Genomic DNA, 18,091 nt, shown 5'->3' with positions numbered 1-18,091 from the left:
CAAGCATTTTTGATAAGATTAAGTTAAAAACCCCAGAGTGATAATGATTGCACATTGGGTTTTTTATATTTAAAGAAACAAGAGTGTAAATAATTGATTTACAATTTATAAAGATGACACACACAAATTATATGCGGCTTCTAATTTTAATTTTTGGACTACTATTTTGTTCATATCATATAACCGGACAAACAGATTCTAGTGAAATTTCTCAAAAAGCAATAGACGAATATTTCAAAAGCCCTCGAGAAACGTTGTATACACATGTCAACAAGAGCACATTTCTAACAGGAGAAGAAATTTGGTTCAAAGTGTACGCATACGATCGAAAAAACAATTTACCATCACGATTTACAACAAATTTCAATGTTGAGCTTTTTGATACTAAAGGCAATCAAGTCTTTGGTGGGCTATTTTTAGGATATCGCGGTAGTGCCAGTGGTGCTATTAAAATTAAAAAAACATGGCCGAGTGGCAGTTACTATCTTAGAGTATCGACCAATTGGATGAATAATTTTCTAGAAGAAGACTATTATAAAAAGGAAATCAAGATTGTAAATCAATCCTTGGATAATCAAGTCATCGAAAAAAGCATTCTTTATGATTTTCAATTACTTCCCGAAGGAGGACACCTCATTGCAGATGCTGAGAATACAATTGGATTTAAACTAACTAATAATTCGGGACTCGGGGTATCTTTTGATAATGGATTTGTACTTGATGATAAGGAAAATAAAGTAGCATCTTTTACATCAAATAGATTTGGGATCGGAAAATTTAGTTTTAACCCTCAGTCAAATCAAGGATATACAGCAGTTGTTGTTCTTGACGATAAGAAAGAAATAAAAATACCTTTCCCTGAAATTAAAAAGAAAGGTATTTCTATAACCGTTAATAACCTTTATAAAGATAATGTTATAATCGTTTTTAATACAAATAAGACCACATTAAAAGAAATAAAAAATAAGAAGCATTATTTGTTGATTCACCAAAATGGCAAATCAAAGAAGATTGCAATAGATTTTTCTGCTAAAAAAACTGAAAAAGCGATATACATTAAAAGAGATCAATTTTATGATGGCGTAAATACAATCACCCTCTTTAAAAATAAAACACCTATTCTAGAGCGGTTACTTTTTAATACAGCGGTAAAAAAAGAAAGTGAAATAGAATTAACATATCAAAATGCAAGAAATGATTCTTTACTGTTTAATATAAAGATGCCTTACACTAATGGTGTAAACTATGATCTAAGTGTTTCTGTTCTCCCAGAAGAAACAAAATCGTACAACCATAAAGATAATATACGCTCTGCAATACTTCTTAAACCCTATGTTAAAGGTTTTATTCAGAATCCAAAGTACTACTTTACCAATTTAAATAGAAGAAAAGTATATAACCTGGATTTATTATTACTAACTCAAGGTTGGAGTAAATATAACTGGGATACAGTCTTTAATAAACCCCCAAGTATTGTACATAATTTTAATAACGGGTTAACACTAAAAGGAAAGCTTCAGAATATTAAAAATAAGGAGATTAAACAGGTGTATCTTTATCCAACTAAAAACAATACATCTAGATTGATTGATTTGGATAGTACAAATGCCTTTAAGGTTCAAAATTATTACCCAAATCAAGGCGAATTAATCAATGTCTCTGCCGTAAATGCAAAAGGTAAGTTTATAAAAACCGGCATATATGTTCAGGCATTTCAAAAACGGTTTCAAAAACCTTTTTCACCACCTGCTTTTTCAACAACCATCAAAAAAACAGACGATGTTTCTATCCCTTCATATTTTTTTGGAGATACAGAGCTATTAGATGAGGTACTTATAAAGGGTAAGAAAAAACAGAAAGAAGAAGAATCAGAGTTTCTAATAGGAAAATCAAGAGAAATTAGTGAAACAGATGCAAATGCATACACAACGATTGCAGATTATTTAATACGGTCTCTGGGTATTCGGTTAAATATAAATCCAGCCGGAGCTACAGAAAACCCCAATGCAGATAATGTGCAGACCCCAAATATATTGACAAATAGAAATATTCCTGAAATATATTTAGATGATGTACAGCTCATAGATTTTAGTATTTTACTTAGTACACTTACCCAAGATGTAGAGGATGTTTATTACGATAAATTTGGTTTTGGAGGTAGTAGTGGCGAAATAAGAATTTATAGTAAAAAGTCATTTTTTGATGGTACTGCAAGTGCCGGAATAGATTATAAAATATCAGAACATACTTTTAAGAATGGTTTTACACCTGCAAAGGAATTTTATAACCCTATTTATGCCAGTTTTCAAGACCCTCTTTTTAGAGATTATGGTACAGTACATTGGCAACCTAGAGTTATTTTTGATGACAAAGGAATTGGTACCTTAAAAATTCCGGATACATTTTTAAAAAGCATAAAATTTTATATCGAAGGTGTTGGAAGTGATGGAACACTTGTTTCAAAAATTCAGACAATAAAAAATATAAACTCAAATTAAAGATGGAATTATATTTTTATCTTTAGTTCATCGCAAGGGGCAAAACAATACATTAAAAACTAGTAAGTAAAATAATATGCGTTCATCATCTTTTCTTTTAGGTTTATTATTTAGTTCGTTTCTTTCATTTGGTCAGGCTACTGTTGTGGATTCAGAAGCTGCCGTATCGTCTTATTTTAAACTACCAAGAGAGACGGTTTACTTACATTTAAACAAGAGTACATATGTTGTTCAGGATGAGATTTGGTTTAAGGGTTATGTTCATGATCGTAAGAATGGTTTACCGTCTTTAGCGAGCACTAATTTTAATATAGAGGTTTTTGATGATCAAGGTACCGAGAAGTATAGTGGATTATTTTTAGGCTATCAAGGCGTTACTTTGGGTAATATTGCGATTGGATCAGATTGGAAGAGTGGGGATTATTATGTTCGTATCTCTACGAATTGGATGAATAATTTTATAGAGGATGATTCTTTTACTTCAAAGATTCGTATTATCAATGGTGCTTTATCAGTAGATGCTACAAGTGTTGAGGATTCATATGATTTTCAGTTATTGCCAGAAGGTGGTCATTTGGTTAGTGAAGTAGACAATACGGTTGGATTTAAGTTATTAGATAGTCAGGGTAGAGGCAAGAGTTTTTATGAGGGTTTTATAGTTGATGCCCAGAATAATAAGCTTGTAAGTTTTACATCTAATAGTTTAGGTTTAGGTAAGTTTACGTTTCGTCCAGTTTTAGGGATGCAGTATAGTGCTAAGGTTATTTTAGGAGATGGCAAGGAACTTAGTATTCCTATAAAAGATATAAAGGGTAGTGGTATTTCGATGCAGGTTGATAGCAGGAATAGGGATCATATTTCTGTAGTTTTAAATAGGACTTCTAGTACCTCAGTAAGTGGTGATTATTATGTTTTAGTACATCAGAATGATAAGACCAATAAGGTTGCCTTAGTTTTTGATGACAAAGAATTATCCAAGACACTTACTATTGCACGGAATCGATTATTTAGTGGAGTTAATACCTTAACATTGTTTCGGGAACAGACTCCATTGTTAGAGCGTTTGATATTTAATGGCACAGATAAGATAGAGGATGACATTCGTGTTACAAAGCTAAACAGTAAGCGTGATTCATTGATTATGAGTATTAATGTTCCTAAGAATGATGTTGTTTATGATTTAAGTGTTTCTGTACTACCAGAGGGTAGTAAGAGTTATGCACCACATGATAATATTATTTCTGCTATGTTGTTACGTCCTTATGTTAAGGGAGTAATAGAGCAGGGGGGTTATTATTTTAGGGATCAGGATGAGATTAAGTTATCAGATTTAGATTTGTTATTATTAACACAGGGTTGGAGTCGTTATCATTGGAATAATATCAAGAACAAGGAACCTAAAGTATTATATGATTTTAATAGGGGTTTGGTATTGCGAGGTAGGGTTCAGAATACTAGAGTAAGTAAGATAGATAAGGTGTATTTGTTTCCTTTTGAGAATAATCCTGGCAGTGTTATTGATTTAGACCCTAATGACAATAGTTTTGTAGTAAATACTTTGTTTTTAAAGAAGAATGAGAAGCTTCGTTTTTCTACGATACGCAGTAATGGTAGTATGGCTAGAACGAATATGTATTTAAAGGTACAGACGAATCGATTTAAGAAGCCTTTTGAGACAAATTTGTTGGATACCAGTATAAAGAAAAGATTATCTATGCCTGATTTGACAGAGATTGTGGATAGTTTTTATAATGACGATGTTGAGAAATTAGAGAAGGTAATAGTTAAGGGCGCAAAGAAGAAGGAAGAGTTTAATGACGCCTTTATATCTGATAATGTAAAGAGAAATGCGAGAAAGATTTCTAAACAGGATACACAGAACTTCCCTAACATATTAGACTATATAGCTACAAAAGGGTTTAGAGTAAAATATGGCACTGGAACAACAACTTCTGAAGGTGAAGACCCTTTAATTTCCATACTTCCTGTCAATAGTGCTACTGTAAATGGCGCAGGTGTTGCTGTATATATTGATGATTTTAGGTTATCAAGCCTAGATCTCTTGTTTAATTTACAGACTGCAGATATTGACCAAGTATTAGTTGATAGAAATGGTGCAATAACAGGCTTAAGTGGTAGTGGAACAATCCTTATCTATACCAGAAAAGTTCCCTTAGAGGGATATAGTAATCAAAAGCAAAGCTCTTATATCACAGAGTATAGTTTAGACAAAGGATTTGAGCCTATCAAAGAGTTTTACACGCCAAAGTATCTTAATTATTCAAGTTCTGGGTTTAAAAATTATGGTACGATTCATTGGGAGGCACAACTACAACCCGATAAAAACGGTTCGGCATTATTTAAGATTCCAGATACGGGATTAGAGGGTGTTACTTTTTATATTGAAGGTATGGGAAGCGACGGAACACTAATTTCAAAAATACAAACAATACAAAACAAAAACTCTAACTAGAAAAAGATAATAAACTTAAGTTAAATATCTTATTGTTAAGAGTTTAAGTGTTTTTCGATGTTTATATTTAAGTTCATTGACTAATTTGTCATTTTAACCATCAATTTTACTTTTATAAATAGTGCAGATTATGCGTTCATCATCTTTTCTTTTAGGTTTATTATTTAGTTCGTTTCTTTCATTTGGTCAGGTTACTGTTGTGGATTCAGAAGCTGCCGTATCATCTTATTTTAAACTACCAAGAGAGACAGTTTACTTACATTTAAACAAGAGCACATATGTTGTTCAGGATGAGATTTGGTTTAAGGGTTATGTTCATGATCGTAAGAATGGTTTACCGTCTTTAGCGAGCACTAATTTTAATATAGAGGTTTTTGATGATCAAGGTACCGAGAAGTATAGTGGATTATTTTTAGGCTATCAAGGCGTTACTTTGGGTAATATTGCGATTGGATCAGATTGGAAGAGTGGTGATTATTATGTTCGTATCTCTACGAATTGGATGAATAATTTTATAGAGGATGATTCTTTTACTTCAAAGATTCGTATTATCAATGGTGCTTTATCAGTAGATGCTACAAGTGTTGAGGATTCATATGATTTTCAGTTATTACCAGAGGGTGGTCATTTGGTTAGTGAAGTAGACAATACGGTTGGATTTAAGTTATTAGATAGTCAGGGTAGAGGCAAGAGTTTTTATGAGGGTTTTATAGTTGATGCTCAGGGTAGTAAGCTTGTAAGTTTTACATCTAATAGTTTAGGTTTAGGTAAGTTTAGGTTTCGTCCAGTTTTAGGGATGCAGTATAGTGCTAAGGTTATTTTAGGAGATGGCAAGGAACTTAGTATTCCTATAAAAGATATAAAGGGTAGTGGTATTTCGATGCAGGTTGATAGTAGGAATAGGGATCATATTTCTGTAGTTTTAAATAGGACTTCTAGTCCCTCAGTAAGTGGTGATTATTATGTTTTAGTACATCAGAACGATAAGACCAATAAGGTTGCCTTAGTTTTTGATGACAAAGAATTATCCAAGACACTTACTATTGCACGGAATCGATTATTTAGTGGAGTTAATACCTTAACATTGTTTCGGGAACAGACTCCATTGTTAGAGCGTTTGATATTTAATGGCACAGATAAGATAGAGGATGACATTCGTGTTACAAAGCTAAACAGTAAGCGTGATTCATTGATTATGAGTATTAATGTTCCTAAGAATGATGTTGTTTATGATTTAAGTGTTTCTGTACTACCAGAGGGTAGTAAGAGTTATGCACCACATGATAATATTATTTCTGCTATGTTGTTACGTCCTTATGTTAAGGGAGTAATAGAGCAGGGGGGTTATTATTTTAGGGATCAGGATGAGATTAAGTTATCAGATTTAGATTTGTTATTATTAACACAGGGTTGGAGTCGTTATCATTGGAATAATATCAAGAACAAGGAACCTAAAGTATTATACGATTTTAATAGGGGCTTGGTATTGCGAGGTAGGGTTCAGAATACTAGAGTAAGTAAGATAGATAAGGTTTATTTGTTTCCCTTTGAGAATAACCCTGGCAGTGTTATTGATTTAGACCCTAATGACAATAGTTTTGTAGTAAATACTTTGTTTTTAAAGAAGAATGAGAAGCTTCGTTTTTCTACGATACGCAGTAATGGTAGTATGGCTAGAACGAATATGTATTTAAAGGTACAGACGAATCGATTTAAGAAGCCTTTTGAGACAAATTTGTTGGATACCAGTATAAAGAAAAGATTATCTATGCCTGATTTGACAGAGATTGTGGATAGTTTTTATAATGACGATGTTGAGAAATTAGAGAAGGTAATAGTTAAGGGCGCAAAGAAGAAGGAAGAGTTTAATGACGCCTTTATATCTGATAATGTAAAGAGAAATGCGAGAAAGATTTCTAAACAGGATACACAGGATTTTCCTAATATATTAGACTATATAGCTACAAAAGGATTTAGAGTGAAATACGGATATCACATAAATACTACAGAGTATGTTACAATACTTCCGATTAATGGCGTAACATTTAATGGATCTGGTGTTGCTGTATATGTTGATGATTTTAGATTATCGAATTTTAATCTCTTACTTGATATGCAAACAGCAGACATTGATCAGATATTAGTTGATAAAAGAGGCTCAATAACTGGATTAAATGGTGCTGGAACCATTCTCATTTACACCAGAAAAGTTCCCTTAGAAGGGTTTGGCAAACAAAAAGAGAGTTCTTATATCACAGAGTATAGCTTAGACAAAGGCTTTGAGTCTATCAAAGAGTTTTACACGCCAAAGTATCTTAATTATTCAAGTCCTGGATTTAAAAATTATGGTACGATTCATTGGGAGGCACAACTACAGCCCGATAAAAACGGTTCGGCATTATTTAAGATTCCAGATACGGGATTAGAGGGTGTTACTTTTTATATTGAAGGTATGGGAAGTGACGGAACATTAATTTCAAAAATACAAACAATACAAAACAAAAACTCTAACTAGAAAAAGATAATAAACTTAAGTTAAAAACCTTACTGTTAAGAGTTTAAGTGTTTTTCGATGTTTATATTTAAGTTCATTGACTAATTTGTCATTTTAACCATCAATTTTATCTTTATAAATCCTGCAGATTATGCGTTCATCATCTTTTCTTTTAGGTTTATTATTTAGTTCGTTTCTTTCATTTGGTCAGGTTACTGTTGTGGATTCGGAAGCTGCCGTATCATCTTATTTTAAACTACCAAGAGAGACGGTTTACTTACATTTAAACAAGAGCACATATGTTGTTCAGGATGAGATTTGGTTTAAGGGTTATGTTCATGATCGTAAGAATGGTTTACCGTCTTTAGCGAGCACTAATTTTAATATAGAGGTTTTTGATGATCAAGGTACCGAGAAGTATAGTGGATTATTTTTAGGCTATCAAGGTGTTACTTTGGGTAATATTGCGATTGGATCAGATTGGAAGAGTGGTGATTATTATGTTCGTATCTCTACGAATTGGATGAATAATTTTATAGAGGATGATTCTTTTACTTCAAAGATTCGTATTATCAATGGTGATTTATCAGTAGATGCTACAAGTGTTGAGGATTCATATGATTTTCAGTTATTGCCAGAGGGTGGTCATTTGGTTAGTGAAGTAGACAATACGGTTGGATTTAAGTTATTAGATAGTCAGGGTAGAGGCAAGAGTTTTTATGAGGGTTTTATAGTTGATGCTCAGGGTAGTAAGCTTGTAAGTTTTACATCTAATAGTTTAGGTTTAGGTAAGTTTAGGTTTCGTCCAGTTTTAGGGATGCAGTATAGTGCTAAGGTTATTTTAGGAGATGGCAAGGAACTTAGTATTCCTATAAAAGATATAAAGGGTAGTGGTATTTCGATGCAGGTTGATAGTAGGAATAGGGATCATATTTCTGTAGTTTTAAATAGGACTTCTAGTCCCTCAGTAAGTGGTGATTATTATGTTTTAGTACATCAGAACGATAAGACCAATAAGGTTGCCTTAGTTTTTGATGACAAAGAATTATCCAAGACACTTACTATTGCACGGAATCGATTATTTAGTGGAGTTAATACCTTAACATTGTTTCGGGAACAGACTCCATTGTTAGAGCGTTTGATATTTAATGGCACAGATAAGATAGAGGATGACATTCGTGTTACAAAGCTAAACAGTAAGCGTGATTCATTGATTATGAGTATTAATGTTCCTAAGAATGATGTTGTTTATGATTTAAGTGTTTCTGTACTACCAGAGGGTAGTAAGAGTTATGCACCACATGATAATATTATTTCTGCTATGTTGTTACGTCCTTATGTTAAGGGAGTAATAGAGCAGGGGGGTTATTATTTTAGGGATCAGGATGAGATTAAGTTATCAGATTTAGATTTGTTATTATTAACACAGGGTTGGAGTCGTTATCATTGGAATAATATCAAGAACAAGGAACCTAAAGTATTATATGATTTTAATAGGGGTTTGGTATTGCGAGGTAGGGTTCAGAATACTAGAGTAAGTAAGATAGATAAGGTGTATTTGTTTCCTTTTGAGAATAATCCTGGCAGTGTTATTGATTTAGACCCTAATGACAATAGTTTTGTAGTAAATACTTTGTTTTTAAAGAAGAATGAGAAGCTTCGTTTTTCTACGATACGCAGTAATGGTAGTATGGCTAGAACGAATATGTATTTAAAGGTACAGACGAATCGATTTAAGAAGCCTTTTGAGACAAATTTGTTGGATACCAGTATAAAGAAAAGATTATCTATGCCTGATTTGACAGAGATTGTGGATAGTTTTTATAATGACGATGTTGAGAAATTAGAGAAGGTAATAGTTAAGGGCGCAAAGAAGAAGGAAGAGTTTAATGACGCCTTTATATCTGATAATGTAAAGAGAAATGCGAGAAAGATTTCTAAACAGGATACACAGAACTTCCCTAACATATTAGACTATATAGCTACAACAGGATTTAGAGTGAAATATGGATATTGGAATAATAGTGATAAACAAGTAGAAATACTTCCTATTAATAGTGTAACCTTAGATGGATCAGGTGTTGCCGTATATATCGATGATTTTAGGATATCAAACCTTGATATTTTATTCAATTTACAGACTGCAGATATTGATCAGATCTTGGTGGACAAATATGGATCAATAACTGGATTAAATGGCAGTGGAACAATTCTTATTTATACCAGAAAAGTCCCATTGGGAAAATATGGTAATCAAAAGCAAAGCTCTTATATCACAGAGTATAGCTTAGACAAAGGCTTTGAGCCTATCAAAGAGTTTTACACGCCAAAGTATCTTAATTATTCAAGTCCTGGGTTTAAAAATTATGGTACGATTCATTGGGAGGCACAACTACAACCCGATAAAAACGGTTCGGCATTATTTAAGATTCCAGATACGGGATTAGAGGGTGTTACTTTTTATATTGAAGGTATGGGAAGCGACGGAACGTTAATTTCAAAAATGCAGACCTTAAAAAGTAACAATACAAATTAAAACTTTTTTTGGTGTATTGGTAAGCACAGGTTTATAAGGTGAATAGCGCTTATTCTTAAAAATTGTAGAAAACTTTCTATTGAGTATAAAATATTCCTTGAATTTTGACATTATATTTAGCAATTATAAAAATTCCAAATTCCAATGAATACAGTTTCTTTTATAGCTAAACAAACTCCTATTTCCGAAAAACAAATTACTAAAACCGTTTCTTTATTAGATGAGGGCGCTACCATCCCTTTTATTGCAAGATATCGTAAGGAAATGACTGGTGATCTAGATGAAGTAGCAATAGGTGAAATTGTAAAATATAAAACTGCTTTTGAAGCATTAGAGAAGCGAAAAGAAAGTGTGTTGGCGGCTATAAAAGAACAAGAAGCACTAACACCCGAACTTGAAAAAAGAATAATAGCAGCAGATACGCTTACACAAGTTGAGGATCTATACTTACCTTATAAAAAGAAGCGAAAAACGAAAGCTTCTGCAGCCAAAGAGCAAGGATTAGAACCCTTGGCGAAGGTCATTCTAGAACAAAAAGAAGAAGAAATTCTTTTTGTAGCTTCTAAGTACCTAAACGATACTATAGTAAACGAAGAATTGGCCCTGCAAGGTGCTCGAGATATTATCGCAGAATGGATTAGTGAAGACGAGAAAATCAGAAATAGACTGCGCAGATTATATCAACGTAAAGCCACCATAAGTTCTACAGTAATTAAAACTAAAAAAGATGAAGAAGCTGCTCAAAAATATCAACAATATTTTGAGTGGGAAGAGTCACTTCATAAATGTCCATCTCATCGACTTTTAGCAATTCTAAGAGCAGAAAACGAGAAAGTAGTTAGAGTAAAAATTGTTGTTCCAGAGGATGATGCGTTAGATATCATTGATGACGTAATGATAAAAACTAATGTTGAAGCCTGTACCGACCATATGTTTTTAGCAAGTTCAGATGCATATAAGAGGTTATTAGCTCCTGCAATTTCTACCGAAATTTTAAATCTGGCAAAACAAAAAGCTGACGATAGTGCAATTAAGGTTTTTGCACAAAATTTAAAACAACTACTATTAGCTTCTCCCTTGGGTCAAAAAACAATACTTGCGTTAGATCCTGGTTTTAAGTCAGGTTGTAAAGTGGTTTGTCTTGATAAACAAGGAGGTTTATTGCATAATGAAAATATTTATCCTCATCCGCCACAACGTGAGGTTACTGGGGCGATCAAAAAAATACGATCTCTCGTAAATGCATATAAGATTGAGGCTATTGCCATAGGAAATGGCACCGCAGCAAGAGAAACAGAAGCTTTTATTAAGAAAATTCCTTTTGATAATCCTATTCAGGTATTTATGGTAAATGAAAGTGGGGCATCAATATATTCTGCATCCAAAATAGCGAGGGCAGAGTTTCCTAATTATGACGTTACAGTACGTGGTGCAGTATCCATAGGAAGAAGGCTGGCAGACCCCTTGGCAGAACTTGTAAAAATTGATGCCAAATCCATTGGTGTTGGGCAATATCAGCATGATGTAGACCAAACAAAACTTAAAAATGAATTGGATACAGTGGTAATGAGCTGCGTAAATAGTGTGGGTATAAACGTGAATACAGCCAGTGTCCCACTATTAAGTTATGTGTCTGGTATTGGTGAAAAATTAGCAGAGAATATTGTGACGTATAGATCTGAAAATGGTGCGTTACAGTCGCGAAATGAACTAAAAAAAGTACCAAGATTAGGCGGGAAAGCATATGAACAAGCTGCAGCATTTCTTAGAATTACTAGCCCAAAGAACCCATTAGATAATTCTGCAGTGCACCCAGAACGGTATGCATTAGTAGCTAAAATGGCCAAAGAATCTGGTGTTTCTTTGCAAGAACTAATAGGAAATAAAAATGCAATTGCTAAAATTAAGCTACAAAACTATATTACCGATGAAGTCGGTCTTCCTACCTTAACCGATATTGTTAAGGAATTAGAAAAACCAGGAGTAGACCCAAGAAAAAAAGTAACAGTTTTTGAGTTTGACCCAAATGTAAAGACTATTGCTGATATCAAGGCAGGAATGAAACTACCAGGAATAGTTAACAACATAACAAATTTTGGATGTTTTGTTGATATAGGAGTCAAAGAAAGTGGCTTGATACATATTTCAAAACTTGCCAACGAGTTTATTAGTGATGTTAATGCCGTAGTACAATTACATCAGCACCTTATGGTTACTGTGTTAGAGGTAGATATGAGTAGAAAAAGAATCCAATTATCACTTATTGATTAATGTATATAGGGTTTAATAGTAAAACATAAAAAAAGCCTAACTAAAGATAGTTAGGCTTTTTATTATTCTGTATTCAGGAATTAGTTTTTATCATCAATTTTAGGATCCTCTTCTTCTTTAGAAGCATCCTTAAATTCTTTTATACCACTACCAAGGCCTCTCATTAGTTCAGGAATTTTTTTTCCTCCAAATAAAAGCAATACAATTACAACAATTAAGGCAATTTGCCATGGTCCTACTAATCCTAAAATTATACTAGCTGATATCATGATCTTCGAAATTAGGATACAAAGTTAGCAAGAAAAGAGCAGATATAAAATTATGAGTAGATATTAACACCTTTTAAGAGTGAATTAAGTACAATAGTCGAAGAAAAGCACTTTTTATGAATGTAGAAACAAAAAGAGACGTTTCTTATCGTTAAAAAAGCATTTTAGAAATGTTATTTTTTCTATAATTTAGGCTAAACTATTAATCGATAGCGTTATATTCTTTAATTGCAAGAATATGTATATTTGCGGTTATCGAGCACAGTTTTGATAACATGCGGCATTCAAGATGTAATCCATGGCAAAAAAGAACAAAGAACCAAAGAAAATTACAAAAAAGCTACTTAATAAGTATCGCCTGGTAATTCTTAATGAAGATACTTTTGAAGAGCGAATCTCTTTTAAACTAAATAGGCTTAACGTTTTTGTAATGGTGACTATTACTGCTATTGTATTGATATCCGGCACCACTTTTCTAATAGCATTTACCCCATTAAGAGAATATATTCCAGGGTACTCTTCTACATCACTAAATTTAAAGGCAACAAAGATAGCCGCTACGACAGATTCATTAGAATCGATCATAAATATTAATCAAAAGTACTATAAGTCTATAAAGAAAGTATTAACCGGAGATGTAAAAACGGTAGAGTTTGATATTGACTCTGCAATACAGTCTCAAAAACTTAATCCGGAAGAAGTAGATTTGACTCCTTCAGAAGATGATATACAGCTGCGTGAAGAAGTTTCAAAAGAAGATAAGTATAGTCTCTTTGAAAGTGAGAAATCAAATTCTGGTTTTTCCTTGTTTCCACCTGTAAAAGGAAATATTACATCAGGATATAATGTAAACGACAAACATTATGGTATAGATGTAGCAGTTCCTAAAGAAACTCCTGTAAAAGCAGCTTCGTCAGGTACTGTTATTTTCGCAGAATGGACCGCAGAAACTGGACATGTAATTATTCTTAAACATAATAATAATTTATTAACGGTATACAAGCATAATGCATCACTGTCAAAACAACAAGGAGAACAAGTAAAAGCAGGAGAGGTCATTGCATTGGCGGGTTCTACAGGAGAACTGTCCACAGGTCCTCATTTACATTTTGAATTATGGAGAGATGGGTACCCTACAAACCCAACTAATTTTATTGATTTCGAACAATAACTATTTATGTCTTTAAAAGCATTTGGAGCTAAAGTCTTTGCAAAACGCATTCGTAAAAAAATTAATAAATGGGCCAATGACCCTATAAAAACACAAGAACGTGTTTTTGCAACTTTAATTAAAACAGCTCAACAAACAGCATTTGGTAATGATCATAATTTTCGGGATATAAAAACATATTCTGACTTTGCCAAGTATGTACCTATACGAGATTATGAAGCATTAAAGACATATGTTAATCGCGTTGTCGAGGGTGAAGAGAATATCTTATGGCCAGGAAAACCCTTGTATTTTGCAAAGACATCTGGAACTACTAGCGGAGCAAAATATATTCCGTTGACTAAAGAGTCAATGCCTACACATATACGAGCTGCTCGAAACGCTATATTGTGCTATATAGATGAAACTGGTAACACTGATTTCGTAGATGGCAAAATGATTTTTTTACAAGGAAGTCCAGAAATGGAAGAGAAAAATGGAGTAATGCTTGGTAGATTATCCGGTATTGTTGCTCATTATGTACCTAAATATCTTCAAAAAAACAGAATGCCTAGTTGGCAAACGAACTGCATTGATGACTGGGAAAAGAAAGTAGATGCTATTGTTGAAGAAACTGTAGATCAGGATATGAGAGTCATTAGTGGTATTCCACCATGGGTGCAAATGTATTTTGAGAGACTTCAGAAAAAAACAAATAAAACAATAGGGGAACTATTTAAAGGGTTTGAACTGTTTATTTACGGAGGTGTAAATTTCGAACCTTATAAAAGTACATTTGAGAAACTTATCGGAAGAAAAGTTGCTGGCATCGAATTGTATCCCGCTTCTGAAGGTTTTTTTGCATTTCAGGACAGTCAACAAGAAAAAGGAATGTTACTTCAATTAGACTCAGGAATGTTTTATGAGTTTGTTAAAGCAGATACTTTTTTTGAAGAAAACCCAAAACGTTTGACCCTTGCAGATGTAGAGACTGGTGTAAATTATGTTATGCTAATATCTAGTAATGCAGGATTATGGGCATATAATATCGGAGACACAATACAGTTTACCAGTACCGCTCCCTATAGAGTTATAGTTTCTGGCAGAATAAAACATTTTATTTCTGCTTTTGGAGAACATGTCATTGGTAAAGAAGTTGATCAAGCTCTTAAAGAAGGAGCAGATGCTAGCGGTGTTATAATTAATGATTTTACTGTTGCACCTCAAGTTAATCCAAATGAAGGAGAATTGCCGTACCATGAGTGGTTTATTGAGTTTCAAGACCCTCCTAAAGACCTGGATACTTTAGCATTAAAGATAGATGAGTCATTAAGAAATCAGAATTCATATTATGATGATTTAATAGAGGGTAAAATTCTTAAAACGTTAAAAGTAACGATCGTTCCAAAAGATGGGTTTAGGAATTATATGAAATCTATTGGTAAATTAGGAGGGCAGAATAAGTTACCAAGGCTATCAAATGATAGAAAAATTGCCGATGTACTCACCACTATGATAGACAAATAAGTTATATTTGTCAGGAAAAATTTATGGCTAATCTTATCTTACAAGGAAGAACTAGAGCTCAGGAAAGTTCGAGCGCAATAGAACGCATGTATATTACTATGCGTCACCTTTTTAATCGTGGTTTTTATAAACCTATGGGGGTTTCAGGAGATACATTAAGAGAAGCACTGTTAATACTACGTCCCGAAATATACGGGTCAGTGGCAGAAGAAAAAGTCGAATTAAACGGACTTTTGTATGTAATAGACAGATTACCTTTCGGAATAGAAGAATGCAGATATATAAATCTAACTAGCGAAGAAGGCTATAAAAATTCTCATTTTAAAGCAATAGTTCCACCAAAACGACGCAGAAATTGCTATCGTATTGATCAGGAGCAAATGAATATAGAAATCACCCGTGGTCGCTCAGAGATTTATGATATCCTAACACATCTTACATTTCTTTTTATAGAGTCACATAAGGTCATGAATCGAGTGGTGATTAACGAGCAAGGTAATGTAACTAGAGATTGGGAAAAGCTTGAGAAAGCAGTGTTAACTAAAAAAGAGTTAACAAAGGCAGAAAGAGAAGTAGCCTTAACGCATACAGCAAATATATTAGGTCGTACTTTCGAAGAGGTTTCAACAATTTATAGTGATTTTTCTTGCCCTGAAAACAAAGAACGATTTTTACATATTATTTATTGGTTAGGTAAGTTGGCTATAGAAGAATCTATCGAAGATAAAAAACGAATAGTAACCTTTAGTCCAGTACTTAGAGAAAGATTAGGTCACCATATTCATGGTGAGATCTGGGCAAATACAATCAAGAGAAGATTAGAAGAGCTTCATCTTTTAGACCGCCCTATCCATATCATTAGCGCCAATATGCATAGTGTCATGAATACACTTTATGCTCCCATTGCGTTAAAAAATGAATTAAAAAACAAGACTACATTTGATATCTATGAATCCCTAAGTGATCAAAAAAATGATAAGCTAAGAGCTAAAGTAGAGAAATTAGCATTGCAAAAAGGGATGACATATATCGAGGATGAGAGCGGTGCTAATATTAATGTGCAATTGTTCGATACCGCGAAATATACAGAAGGAATATATGCAGACTTAATTAGAGATGTAGAAGAACCTAATAAGCCGGTTATCTTAGTTATGGATTATGCTTTTGGAGAGCAAGCTTATGAAACCATGGATGAGCTTTTAAAACCATACATAAATAGTCTTGGTGTTAAAACACATGCAGATGTAAAGTCGGTTTCGATAATGGGTAAGGCTGGTATTTTAGAAGGGGGCAAAGGAGACATTATGATCCCTTCTGCTCATGTTTTTGAAGGAACCGCAGATAACTATCCATTCAAAAATCAATTAAGAAAAAAAGACCTCGAAGGATGTGGTATTGATATCTATGACGGAGCAATGATTACAGTTTTAGGAACATCATTGCAAAATAGAGATATTTTGAAGTTCTTTCATGACTCTACATGGAATGTTATAGGTCTTGAAATGGAAGGAGCCCATTATCAAAAAGCGATACAATCTGCATCAAGACTTAGAGGCAGTATAAGCCCTAAGGTTAAAGTAAGGTATGCATATTATGCATCTGATAACCCTTTAGAAACAGGAAGCACATTAGCATCTGGCGGATTAGGAACTACAGGTGTAAAACCAACATACTTGATTACCGAGAAAATCATAGAACAAATTTGTAAAGAAAGGTAACAAATAGACTTTTAAGGACATATAATTATATAAATTCCTTATCGTAGTGTCAGAAAAGAAAGTAACTTTGCCCAAGAAACTAAGGATAAAACAAGAATAAATTTATGAGTGCCCAAGAGAATACATCTGAAGAAATAGACTTAGGTCAATTATTTAAATTAATAGGTAACACTTTTGATAAATTTTTTAGATTTTTAGGAAATATTTTTAAGGGGATATTTCATTTTTTGATATTGTTTCTACAATTCTTACAAAAACATTTTTTAAAATTTACTGTAGCTTTAGTAATTGGTGTATTAGTAGGCGGTTATTGGGATCATTCATCAGATGATGTCTATCGATCTTCTATGATAGTAGAACCAAATTTTAATAGTGTACAACAATTATATAATAATATTGAATTTTATAATGAACTTGCAGAAGGAGAGGAGTTTCAAGCACTAGAGGAGGCCCTTAATATTGATAATACTTTGGCGAAAACATTGAAAAAATTCACCATAGAGTCTTTTTCTGATCAAACACAAAAGATTAAACAATTTAGTGAGTTCATACAGGGATTAGATACAATATCTCAAAAAATGGTCAATTATGATGACTATTTAAAAAACTTTAATAATATCAACGCAAAATTTCATAAAATTACTATTGAAGCTAAAGATCCTAAGGTCGCAAAAAAATGCCAAAGTATACTTTTGCGTTCTATAGAGAATAACCAATATTTCAGACTTCAAAAGGAAATTAATGAGGTTAACTTGGCATTGCAAGATTCTATTGTGGCTAGACAATTAACAGAAATTGATTCATTACAGAAATTCTATCGAAAAATAAAAACATTAGAAGCTAGTAAACCAGAAGGAAATACAAGTATTAATCTGGCAGAAGGAGATTCAAAAGGCACTCCCGAGATAGAATTGTTAAGTCAAATAAAGCTGTTAAAGAATGAACTTGTACTTTTAAATAATAAAAAGGCAAATACACAAAGTACTATTAACATTATTTCTGCATTCCCTAATAAAGGAGTTTTGATAAATGACTTTTTTAAGAAAAAAATGGTATTACTTCCGATACTATTAGTTGGAGTAGTTTTTGTATTTTTAATATTGTTATCAATAAATAGTTTTTTGAAAAACTATAATCCGAAATAATATTATAAAT

General features: G+C 33.0%; 10 protein-coding genes. 9 read left to right on the top strand and 1 reads right to left on the bottom strand.

Going from position 1 to position 18,091, the window contains the following annotated elements; translation table 11 throughout:
• Window positions 1-131: 131 nt before the first annotated feature.
• The 5 genes from D1816_RS16310 (at window position 132) to D1816_RS16290 (ending at window position 12,272) form a co-directional block, all read left to right on the top strand.
• A complete protein-coding gene (locus D1816_RS16310) occupies window positions 132-2,498 on the top strand; it encodes a hypothetical protein (RefSeq protein ID WP_118504210.1) in 2,367 nt (788 codons plus the stop codon).
• A 76-nt stretch (window positions 2,499-2,574) separates the two neighbouring features.
• A complete protein-coding gene (locus D1816_RS16305; RefSeq protein WP_118504208.1) occupies window positions 2,575-4,971 on the top strand; it encodes a hypothetical protein in 2,397 nt (798 codons plus the stop codon).
• A gap of 130 nt (window positions 4,972-5,101) precedes the next feature.
• A complete protein-coding gene (locus tag D1816_RS16300) occupies window positions 5,102-7,486 on the top strand; it encodes a hypothetical protein (RefSeq protein WP_118504206.1) in 2,385 nt (794 codons plus the stop codon).
• Window positions 7,487-7,616: 130 nt separating this feature from the next.
• Window positions 7,617-10,001 carry a hypothetical protein gene (locus D1816_RS16295; RefSeq protein WP_118504204.1) on the top strand — a complete coding sequence of 795 codons (2,385 nt, stop codon included), beginning with the start codon at window positions 7,617-7,619 and terminating at the stop codon, window positions 9,999-10,001.
• Window positions 10,002-10,145: 144 nt separating this feature from the next.
• The gene (locus tag D1816_RS16290; protein ID WP_118504202.1) at window positions 10,146-12,272 is read left to right on the top strand and encodes a Tex family protein; all 2,127 of its coding nucleotides are present in this window, start codon (window positions 10,146-10,148) and stop codon (window positions 12,270-12,272) included.
• Between the two features lie 80 nt (window positions 12,273-12,352).
• Here the strand turns inward: D1816_RS16290 and D1816_RS16285 are convergent, their stop codons facing one another.
• A complete protein-coding gene (locus tag D1816_RS16285) occupies window positions 12,353-12,541 on the bottom strand; it encodes a twin-arginine translocase TatA/TatE family subunit (RefSeq protein ID WP_066312392.1) in 189 nt (62 codons plus the stop codon).
• Window positions 12,542-12,839: 298 nt separating this feature from the next.
• Between D1816_RS16285 and D1816_RS16280 the strand changes: the two genes are divergently transcribed.
• The 4 genes from D1816_RS16280 (at window position 12,840) to D1816_RS16265 (ending at window position 18,081) form a co-directional block, all read left to right on the top strand.
• Window positions 12,840-13,712 (top strand): M23 family metallopeptidase, encoded by an 873-nt coding sequence (locus tag D1816_RS16280; protein WP_118504200.1) that lies wholly within the window; start codon window positions 12,840-12,842, stop codon window positions 13,710-13,712.
• A 6-nt stretch (window positions 13,713-13,718) separates the two neighbouring features.
• Window positions 13,719-15,218, top strand: a complete 1,500-nt coding sequence (locus D1816_RS16275; RefSeq protein WP_118504198.1) for a GH3 auxin-responsive promoter family protein — start codon at window positions 13,719-13,721, stop codon at window positions 15,216-15,218.
• Window positions 15,219-15,241: 23 nt separating this feature from the next.
• The gene (locus D1816_RS16270) at window positions 15,242-16,936 is read left to right on the top strand and encodes a hypothetical protein (RefSeq protein WP_066312387.1); all 1,695 of its coding nucleotides are present in this window, start codon (window positions 15,242-15,244) and stop codon (window positions 16,934-16,936) included.
• Window positions 16,937-17,040: 104 nt separating this feature from the next.
• Entirely contained in the window at window positions 17,041-18,081 is a 1,041-nt protein-coding gene (locus D1816_RS16265; protein WP_118504196.1) for a hypothetical protein, read from the top strand.
• Window positions 18,082-18,091: the final 10 nt, after the last annotated feature.

This window comes from Aquimarina sp. AD10 (assembly GCF_003443715.1).
Classification (GTDB): domain Bacteria; phylum Bacteroidota; class Bacteroidia; order Flavobacteriales; family Flavobacteriaceae; genus Aquimarina; species Aquimarina aggregata.
The sequence above is the reverse complement of the archived record's forward strand: the minus strand, read 5'-3'. Positions and strand labels throughout refer to the sequence as shown.